The organism is Intrasporangium sp. (assembly GCF_036566125.1).
Lineage (GTDB): Bacteria > Actinomycetota > Actinomycetes > Actinomycetales > Dermatophilaceae > Intrasporangium.
Genome location: NZ_DATCWX010000144.1, coordinates 1 through 2,273, shown reverse-complemented (window position 1 = coordinate 2,273; position 2,273 = coordinate 1). Strand labels below are relative to the sequence as shown.

At 71.1% G+C, this 2,273-nt stretch carries 3 protein-coding genes; 2 read left to right on the top strand and 1 reads right to left on the bottom strand.

The window, feature by feature from the left end:
* A partial coding sequence (locus VIR15_RS08340) for a TetR/AcrR family transcriptional regulator (RefSeq protein ID WP_331927013.1) occupies window positions 1–501 on the top strand: 501 nt, incomplete at its 5' end.
* 24 nt (window positions 502–525) lie between these two features.
* On the opposite strand, the gene VIR15_RS08335 is transcribed toward VIR15_RS08340, so the two are convergent.
* Window positions 526–1,746: an amidohydrolase gene (locus VIR15_RS08335; protein WP_331927012.1), complete on the bottom strand. Its 1,221-nt coding sequence runs from the start codon at window positions 1,744–1,746 to the stop codon at window positions 526–528.
* 94 nt (window positions 1,747–1,840) lie between these two features.
* On the opposite strand from VIR15_RS08335, the gene VIR15_RS08330 reads away from it, so the two are divergent.
* Window positions 1,841–2,273 (top strand): phospholipase D-like domain-containing protein (locus VIR15_RS08330; RefSeq protein WP_414654945.1); only part of this gene is annotated, 433 nt, incomplete at its 3' end.

The window sequence follows — 2,273 nt, the reverse complement described above, 5'->3', positions numbered from 1 at the left end:
CTCTACCGCCGTTACGCCAACAAGGAAGCGATGCTGGCGAGCCTCTGCGCGGAGGGCCTCGACCGCTACATCGCCGCTGCCGAGCGTTCCCTGGGGACCGGCGCAGACCCATGGCAAGGGCTGGTCGACTTCATCAGCGAGATCGTCGACGAGGACGTGCACGCCCTGACGGTCCGGCTGGCCGGGACCTTCACCCCGACCCCGGAGCTCGGTGCGCTCTCCCAACGCGCGATCGCCTTGGGGTCAGAGGTCTTCCGGCGCGCCGAGGAGGCCGGTGCCCTGCGGCCGGGGCTCGTCTTCAACGACCTCGCGATGGTCCTCGAGCAGGCGACCGCGATCCGGGTGGGTGACCTCGAGCGCACTGTCGTACTCCGCCGCCGTTACCTCGCTCTCCAGCTCGAGGCGATGCGCGGCCGGCGCCCACGCGGCGCTCACGCACCGCTGCCCGGACCACCCCCGACGGACGCCGAGCTCGCGGAACGCTGGATCCCACGAAAGTGACGGCGACCGCGTCAACGCCGTAGGTCAGGCCTGCTTCCCGAGGTAGGCCAGGGTCGCCACGACGAGGGCCTCGGTCCCGGCAGTCAGCGTCGGCTGGATGGCAGGCGCGAAGTACGGGGAGTGGTTGGGGTACGACGGCTGCCCGGGTGCAAAGCCGCCCACGCCCCAGTAGGTGTAGGGGATCCCGAACGCGGCGGGGAGCCGGCTGAAGTCCTCGCTTGCGGTGACCCGGCCCAGCTCGACGACCCGGGCCTCGCCGAAGTAGGAACGGAAGGCCTGGCTCACCTTGGCAGTGACGTCCGGGTCGTTGTCGGTCAGCGGGTACTGGTCGTAGTACTCGAACGTCGGCGGCTCGGGCGAGCCGGAGGCCTCGCACTCCGCCCGGACGATCCGCTCGATGCCGGCGATGACCCGCTCCCGGACCTTCTCGTCATAGGTCCGGATGTTGACCAGCAGCACCGCCCGGTCGGGGATGATGTTGCTCTTCGTACCGGCGATGCTGCTGCCGACGGTGACGACGGCGAAGTCCCCCGGCTTCGTCTCTCGCGCGACGATCGTCTGCAGCCTGAGCACGATCGAGGCGGCGAGGACGACGGGGTCGACGCCCAGATGCGGCATCGACCCGTGGGAGCCCTTGCCGTGCACCGTGATCCGGACACTGTCCCCCGCCGAGAAGGTGGGGCCGGCCTGCGTTCCGAGGACTCCGGCCTCAAGGCCGAGGACGTGCTGCGCAAAGGCGACGTCCGGTCGAGGGACCTGGTCGGTCAGGCCGTCGTCGACCATGCCGCGGGCGCCGGCGGCGGTCTCCTCGGCCGGCTGGAAGAGCGCGACGAAGGTGCCCTCCCACGCGTCCCGCCCCCCAGCAAGGGACGCGGCGGCACCGAGCAGGCAGGTGACGTGGACGTCGTGCCCGCAGGCGTGCGAGACGCCGACGGTCCCGCCCGACTCGTCCACGGCGGTGACGTTCGACGCGTAGGGCAGCTTGGTCAGCTCGGTCACCGGTAGCGCGTCCATGTCGGCGCGCGCGAGCACGGTCCCGCCGGGACCGTTCGCGAGAACCCCCACGACCCCGCCGCCGACGCGCTTGACCTCGTAGCCGAAGGCCTCCAACCGGTCGGCGACCTCGGCCGCGGTCCGCACCTCGTGGGAGCTCAGCTCGGGATGGGCGTGCAGGTGCCGGTAGAACTCCTCCTGCCACGCGCGCGTGGCGTCCATCCCCTCCAGCACCTCATCGACTCGTGTCATGGCACTCATCTCCTCCGGGTGGAACCCGCACCACCACTGAGCCTAGGCCGAGCAGGAAACCCCGTTTCGCACCGAGGTGCGCGACGATGCAGGCATGGAGCTGTCATCGCGGCTGGGTCGGCTGGACGCGAAGCTGGGCGACGGACTCGAGGCGGTGCTGCGCAGCCACCACCTCCGGCGTCTCGGCGAGCTCGGCTGGACCGATGCCCTCACGGTGCCAACCGAGCCGGGGTGGTGGTCGACCCGCGTCCCGGTGCGGCCGGGCAACAGCCTCGAGGTCCTCATCGACGGTGCGTCCGCCTTGCCCCAGATCGAGTCGGCCATCCGCCAGGCGCGGAAGTACGTCCACATCGCCGGCTGGCATGCCGAGCCGGACTTCAAGCTCAGCCGTGGCGACGGCGCCATCCCGTTGCGTGACCTGCTCGCCGAGGTCGCGCAGCGGGTCCCGGTCCGCTTGCTCCTGTGGGCCGGACCGCCGGTGCCGGCGTTCCGTCCAACCCGCCACATGGTCAAGCGCGCTCGTGAGG